We start from the raw sequence: 6,395 nt of genomic DNA on the forward strand, positions 1-6,395 counted from the left end.
CCTTGTGTAACCCATGGCATCTTCATTAGACAGCAAGCGGATCCACACCCATGGCGACCACGGCATTCCGCAGGACGGTAATTTGTTGACCAAAGTCAAGGGCTTTGATAGCTTCAAACACGCGCTCGGCATCGCGGCTGAGGGTATAACCGGGGGGCACGGGCACCACAAACCCCTGTTTCATCAGTTCTGCCAATTGGTACCAGAAGGCGAGCTTGGTGTTGGGACTAAAGACGCCGTAGGCGCGGGTGAGAGGGGTATCCACATTGGCCACCAAGTCACGCATGAATTGCAGTTGATCATCAAAACTGAGTGCTTTGACCTGATTGAGCAGCCCTTCCGCCAGTTGTAGGCGAGCCGTGCCGGGGGCGGCGGCTGTAATCGAACGACCCGTTTCGGTGTAGATGAACCACAGAAGGCCTAGTTTGTCATCCACGCTCAGGCAGTTGAAGAGAGTGGTGACCTCTTGCACCGCTGTGGCCAGTGTTGAGGGTGTGAAACGAGTATCGGTTGTGTAGGTCATACAGCTTCAGAGAGATTGAACGTCTAGCAGGTTGCCATGCTTATCTCTGCCTCCTAATCAAGAGTATGTTACATATCTTCATAAGTTGCAACAGAATTTTATAAATACCGCCAATAAGTCTATTTTATAGACTCCCAGAATAGATTGAAATAAATACTTTGCGACAACCTTCCCGAGGGCAAAACAGGGGGTTGCTTTGGAAACCAAGGCAAAAAGATACCCAGAACACACAGAGGCAACTGTTACAAATGTTAGGATTGCTTCTGTTTTCAGAAAATGATGGCTGTGGCTCGACCAACCCTTTACGTGGCAATCACCAATCATGGTTTTGGGCATGTGGCGCGGACAACGGCCCTGGTGAATGCCATTCGCCGTCAGGTGCCGGATCTGTTGCCCTTAATGGTAACGGCTGCTCCCTATTGGTTGTTGCAGACAAATTTGGAGGGGGAATTTATTCATCGTCCCCGTGCCCTTGATCTGGGGGTGGTTCAGCGGGATAGTCTGCACATGGATTTGGCGGCAACCCGTGCCAAGCTTTTGGAACTGCGGGCGGCTGCCCCTGAGTTAATCTGCGCAGAGGCCGAGTTTATTCGGCAAAATCGGGCGCAGTTGGTCTTAGCCGATATTCCGCCATTGGCTGTCGCGATCGCCCATGCGGCCGGCGTGCCCTGCTGGATGGCCAGTAATTTTGGCTGGGATTTTATCTATCGCTCCTTTGGGGATGACTTTGTTGAGATTGCGGATTGGGTGAGTGATCTCTATAGCGGCTGCGATCGCCTGTTTCAACTGCCCTTTGCTGAACCGCTAGCGGCCTTTCCCCACAAGGAACCCGTGGGCCTGACGGGAGCCGAGCCGCGCTTTGAGCCGGCGGAGTTGCGGCAGCGCCTTGGTCTTGTGACCCCCCGCGATCGCACGGTTTTACTGACCTTTGGGGGGTTGAGTCTAGAAGCAATTCCCTATGCGGCCCTTAGGGACTTTCCCGACTGGCAGTTCCTCACCTTTGACAACACTGCACCGGCGGACATGCCAAACCTGATCAAGCTCTGTGGTCGTCAACTGCGTCCAGTAGATGTCATGCCCCTCTGTGGACGGGTGGTCTCCAAGCCCGGCTATGGTACCTACGCAGAGGCTTGTCGCTTGGGGGTACCCGTGGCAACGATTCGCCGTGATGATTTTGCTGAAGGGCCAGTGTTGGTAGCGGGATTACAGGCACACCACTACCATCAAATCCTGAGTCATGAAGAATTCTTTAGCGGCAATTGGCAGTTTTTGCGGGCAGAACCGCAGCCGCCCCAAGACCCGACTCCCCTAGACTGCAATGGAAATTCTACAATTGCCACCGCCGTTGCCTATTATTTGAATAACCATTCCTACTCGTCACCGTGAGTCTTTTTGGATGGCGAACCGCCTCGCCGCTAAAAAAGGCGTGGCAACTCTATCAGCAACAGGACTGGCAGGGGGCACAGCAGTGGGCACGCCAGAGTGTTCAGAAAACCCCCCAGCCAGAAGCCTACTATCTTTTGGGCTTGAGTGCAGAACAATTGGCGCAACCCCTAGAAGCCAAAAGTGCCTATGAACAGGCGATCGCCCTTGATCCGTGGTATGCCCCTGCCCACTATCGGCTGGCCATTGTGCTCCACGATGTCCTTCAGCAGCCGGCCGCGGCTCTGCCTCACTATCAGCGTGCCCTTGAAGTTAGGCCGGAGTGGGTAGAAGCCCACAGCAACCTGGGCAATGCCTATCTGGATTTAGGAGAGACTGAGCAGGCGATCGCCTGTTACCGCCAAGCCCTGTCTTTGAATCCCGACTTGCCCACGACGTTGTATAACTTGGGACTGTGCCTGCACTCTCAGGGGAAACTCACAGAGGCCAGTGCTTGCTATGAACAGTCCCTCTTCCTGGAAGCCGGCCAAGCCGATGTCCACAATAACCTGGGCAGTGTCTATCTGGAACTGAAAAACTATGAGGCAGCGGTTCGCCACTTTCAAGCGGCCCTGAGCGCCAATCCGGAACTGCTGGCCGCTCTCTACAATCTGGGCTATGCTTTGCAGCTCCAGGGGAACCTCGCAGCGGCGCGCGATCGCTATCAAGAAGTCCTACTGCGGGACAATAAACATCAACAAGCACTCCTGCAACTGGGTCAAATTTGCCTCAGCGAAGCCGACTTTAGCGGAGCAATTGGTTACTACCAACGCTGTCTGAGTCTTGACCCCCTCAATGCCCCTGCCCACGCCGGCTTGGCCACCGCGCTTCTGGAAATAGGCAATCCGCAAGCTGCCCTCCACCACTTTCGCCAAGCGGTTGCCTTAGACCCCCAAGCGGCAGACGTGCGCCTCAACTTTGCCCTGGTGCTGCTACTCTTGGGGCACTTTCAGGAGGGATGGCGAGAATACGAATGGCGCTGGCAGCAACCCAGCGGTGGCTTGCGCACCTATCCGCAGCCGCGCTGGCAGGGTCAGTCTCTTGAGGGAAAAACGCTTTTTATCTATAGCGAGCAGGGGCTGGGGGACTGTATTCAGTTTGTGCGCCTCCTGCCCTTCATGGCGCGGCGTGCCCAACGGGTCATTTTTGCCGCTTATCCACCCCTACTGCGTCTTTGTCAGACGTTGCCGCGCATTGAGGTGATTAGCACCGAGGACACGCCTCCTCCTTTTGACTATCACACCCCTCTCCTGAGTCTGCCCCGCTACTTGGGCATTGATCAGGATCACTTTCCCAAGTTCAAGCCCTATTTCCCTTTGCCGGCCCACCCACCCCACAGCATCTTTCATGTTTCTAAACCTCGGATTGGCCTAGTCTGGGCAACCCGCAGTCAAACGCCAAGCGCGGCTCGGCGCTCCTGCGCTCTTGAGCACTTCCTACCGCTGCTGCGGGAATTTGATGTTCAGTGGTATAGCCTGCAAAAGGAGCGATCGCCAGAAGAAGCAGCACAACTGCAGCAGGCGGGGGTGATTGACTGCCAGTCCTATATGGGGGATTTTCTGGATACGGCGCTTTTAATCCAACAATTGGATGCAGTGGTTACAATTGACACGGCTGTGGCTCATCTTGCCGGAGCGCTGGGGAAACCCCTGTGGATTCTGCTGCCCTTTGTGGCCGATTGGCGGTGGCTTTGGCAGCAGTCGCGATCGCCTTGGTATCCGTCAGCGCAGTTAATTCGTCAGCCGCAGCGGGACGATTGGCAAGGGGCGATCGCCCAATTGCGCACTGCGCTTCAAGCGCGCTACCCAAGGATCAGCCATGGGGTATCCAATTGAGGACAAATTAGTGATTGCTGTGGCCTCCAGTGCCCTGTTTGATCTGACGGAGTCCGATGCAGTATTCCAAAACGAAGGCACGGAAAAATACCGCCAATTTCAGCGGGAGAGGAAATACGATGTGCTGCCCAAGGGGGTGGCATTTCCCTTTATTCGCCGCTTTTTGAATCTGAATCGCGCCTATCCCGAGCAGGAGCCAGTGGAGGTGGTTCTCCTGTCCCGCAATGATCCAGATACTGGTCAGCGGGTCTTTTACTCAATTCAACACTACGGTCTGAACATTACCCGCGCCGCCTTCTTGGGCGGAAAATCTCCCCATCCCTACATTCCTGCTTTCAATGTGTCCCTGTTTCTCTCTGCCAATGCAACGGATGTGCAGCAGGCCATCAAAGCGGGCTATCCGGCGGGCATGGTCATTCCTTCGCCGATTACCGACCATGAAGAGGATGCCGAGTTGCGTATTGCCTTTGACTTTGACGGCGTACTGGCGGATGATGAAGCCGAGGCCGTATTTCATCAGGGGGATTTGGAACAATTTCATGCCCATGAACTGCAAAAGGCCAACATTCCCCACAATCCGGGACCATTAAGTGATCTGTTTAGGAAACTGGCCGCCTTTCAACAGTTGGAGATGGCCAAAGAGCAGCAGGATGCCAGCTATCAGCGGCTGTTACGGATTGCGATTGTAACGGCACGCAATATCCTTGCCAGTGAACGGGTGGTCACCACCCTCAATAGTTGGGGCGTCATGCCTGATGAAACCTTTTTCCTTGGCGGTATGGAGAAATTACGGGTGCTCAAGCAACTCAAGCCACATATTTTCTTTGATGATCAATTGACCCATCTAGAATCAGCAGCGGGTTCAATTCCCTCAGTACATGTCCCCTTTGGTGTTCGCAACTGTGACATTCTCCCTCACTAAGTCAAGCTCACTAGGTCAAGGGTGCAGTGCTATCGTGGCAGGATCCTTGCGGCATTTATTATGGGCAGACCTGAGGCCCATTCATCTGGACAACCCAAACATCTAGCTCGCGATCATCAAGTTCAAGTTTGCCACCGGCAGTAACAACGCTGCCCACCCTAAGAACGCCATTGCGCAGGGCAGATTTTGCAGACATCGAGTAGGGCGATCAACATTCCTGCCACCACTAATGCCAATATCAACCAACGCAATCACATGGCACACGTCCTCAAATATAATTGTTTTCAACAATTTGACCGGCGATCGCCCTTGGAGGTTCAGTCGGAAAGTTGCTCCTCTCCCAAAACAAATCGGCCAAGTCAGCCTAAAATACACACAAAAAAAGGTCAGTGTTGTTGCCACTGACCCTTGCATAGATAAGGATGAGTCAGGTTTCTAGGAGTACATTGCTAATTAGCGGGGAACAATGACAGGACGGACTTGAACCCCCCAAGAACCTAGCGTACCCGCATTACAACCCCCTTGGCGCCCGATTGCCCCAATTTGAATTGGGTGATTCCCCTGTTACCAGTTGTCACCAATGGGCAAAAAGGCTGAACGGTTGGGGCCAAGGAACTCCGTTTCGACCCGCTGTCCCTGACGATTGGTGGTGAAATATTTCACTTCCGAGCAGTGGGTAGCAGGCGCGGTGACCTGTAGGGCGTAATCAAAGTTTGGGCTTTCAGAGGTGAAGTTATAACGAGCCATTTGGTCGCAAATTTGACCACCACCATTGCAGTTAACGATAATCGGGGGATTGGCTTGGGCTGCTGTAGTAGCAACCACAAAACCTGAAACCGCAATACTGCCTACTGTGACCAACCGGCGGCTGAAGGAGTGGAGAGACATTGGAAGCTCCTATAGAGTGGATACTCCGATTATTAATGGCAACCCTGTCGCCGCCTAAGACCTCAATCACCGGTAGATTGAGAGATTGATCACAAGACGATAACTCTTCCTTCCTCGCGGGAAATGGATGGAAAAACTGCTAGGCCATTTCACGAACATGGGGCTGGCCGTCCACAATCTCACCGATTAGGATGACGTCGGCCACATTCACAAAAAGGCCGTTTTCGAGAACGCCGGGGATGTTGTTAACGGTTCTCTCCAGTTCCGCGGGGTTGGCAATTTCGTCAAACTTAACATCAAGCACAAGATTGCCTTGATCGGTAACCACCGGGCCATCTTTTTTCACCCCCATGCGCAGCTCGGGCTGCCCCCCAAGGGCTTTCAGGGCGCGAGTCACAGGAGCTACGGCAAAGGGTAACACTTCCACAGGCACAGGGAACGTGGAACCCAATTTCTGCACCAGTTTACTGCTGTCCACCACCACCAAGAACTGATCGGCAAGGGAGTCCACGATTTTTTCACGGGTATGGGCTGCCCCACCTCCCTTGATCAGGTTTTTGGCGGGATCCACTTCATCGGCGCCGTCAATGGCGAGGTCTAATTTCTCCACGTCATCGAGGCTAAGAAGGGGAATGCCATACTTTTTAGCGAGGACAGAAGCTTGAAACGAGGTGGGCACACCGGCAATGTTACTCAGTTCTCCACTGCGCAGGCGATCGCCCAAAAATTGGATGACAAAGGCCGCGGTTGACCCTGTGCCCAAGCCGACAATCATTCCAGACTGCACGCGATCGGCAGCGGCTTT

General features: G+C 53.9%; 7 protein-coding genes. 3 read left to right on the top strand and 4 right to left on the bottom strand.

Annotated elements, in window-relative coordinates; genetic code table 11:
- Positions 1 to 25: 25 nt before the first annotated feature.
- Positions 26 to 523: an orange carotenoid protein N-terminal domain-containing protein gene (locus Q0683_RS07455; protein WP_298615098.1), complete on the bottom strand. Its 498-nt coding sequence runs from the start codon at positions 521 to 523 to the stop codon at positions 26 to 28.
- 285 nt (positions 524 to 808) lie between these two features.
- On the opposite strand from Q0683_RS07455, the gene Q0683_RS07460 reads away from it, so the two are divergent.
- Genes Q0683_RS07460 through Q0683_RS07470 form a run of 3 tightly spaced genes read left to right on the top strand, consistent with a single transcriptional unit; the run spans position 809 to position 4,702 of the window.
- Positions 809 to 1,909 (top strand): glycosyl transferase, encoded by a 1,101-nt coding sequence (locus tag Q0683_RS07460; protein ID WP_298615096.1) that lies wholly within the window; start codon positions 809 to 811, stop codon positions 1,907 to 1,909.
- The gene (locus Q0683_RS07465) at positions 1,906 to 3,780 is read left to right on the top strand and encodes a tetratricopeptide repeat protein (protein ID WP_298617812.1); all 1,875 of its coding nucleotides are present in this window, start codon (positions 1,906 to 1,908) and stop codon (positions 3,778 to 3,780) included. Before Q0683_RS07460 ends, Q0683_RS07465 begins: the two co-directional genes overlap by 4 nt.
- Positions 3,764 to 4,702: a 5'-nucleotidase gene (locus tag Q0683_RS07470; RefSeq protein WP_298615091.1), complete on the top strand. Its 939-nt coding sequence runs from the start codon at positions 3,764 to 3,766 to the stop codon at positions 4,700 to 4,702. Before Q0683_RS07465 ends, Q0683_RS07470 begins: the two co-directional genes overlap by 17 nt.
- A gap of 58 nt (positions 4,703 to 4,760) precedes the next feature.
- On the opposite strand, the gene Q0683_RS07475 is transcribed toward Q0683_RS07470, so the two are convergent.
- The 3 genes from Q0683_RS07475 to rpiA all read right to left on the bottom strand — a co-directional run.
- Complete coding sequence (locus Q0683_RS07475; RefSeq protein WP_298615088.1) at positions 4,761 to 4,898, bottom strand: hypothetical protein; 138 nt, start codon at positions 4,896 to 4,898, stop codon at positions 4,761 to 4,763.
- A 368-nt stretch (positions 4,899 to 5,266) separates the two neighbouring features.
- Complete coding sequence (locus Q0683_RS07480; protein ID WP_298977058.1) at positions 5,267 to 5,590, bottom strand: hypothetical protein; 324 nt, start codon at positions 5,588 to 5,590, stop codon at positions 5,267 to 5,269.
- 139 nt (positions 5,591 to 5,729) lie between these two features.
- The coding region (rpiA, locus tag Q0683_RS07485) for a ribose-5-phosphate isomerase RpiA (RefSeq protein ID WP_298977060.1) at positions 5,730 to 6,395 on the bottom strand (666 nt) is incomplete at its 5' end.

This window comes from uncultured Thermosynechococcus sp., from assembly GCF_938074695.1.
Taxonomy (GTDB): domain Bacteria; phylum Cyanobacteriota; class Cyanobacteriia; order Thermosynechococcales; family Thermosynechococcaceae; genus Thermosynechococcus.

Bases quoted from the DNA above. Each gene is read 5' to 3' on its own strand.
- Q0683_RS07475 (WP_298615088.1), bottom strand. From the start codon at position 4,898: ATGTCTGCAAAATCTGCCCTGCGCAATGGCGTTCTTAGGGTGGGCAGC.
- Q0683_RS07470 (WP_298615091.1), top strand. From the start codon at position 3,764: ATGGGGTATCCAATTGAGGACAAATTAGTGATTGCTGTGGCCTCCAGT.
- Q0683_RS07480 (WP_298977058.1), bottom strand. From the start codon at position 5,590: ATGTCTCTCCACTCCTTCAGCCGCCGGTTGGTCACAGTAGGCAGTATT.
- Q0683_RS07455 (WP_298615098.1), bottom strand. From the start codon at position 523: ATGACCTACACAACCGATACTCGTTTCACACCCTCAACACTGGCCACA.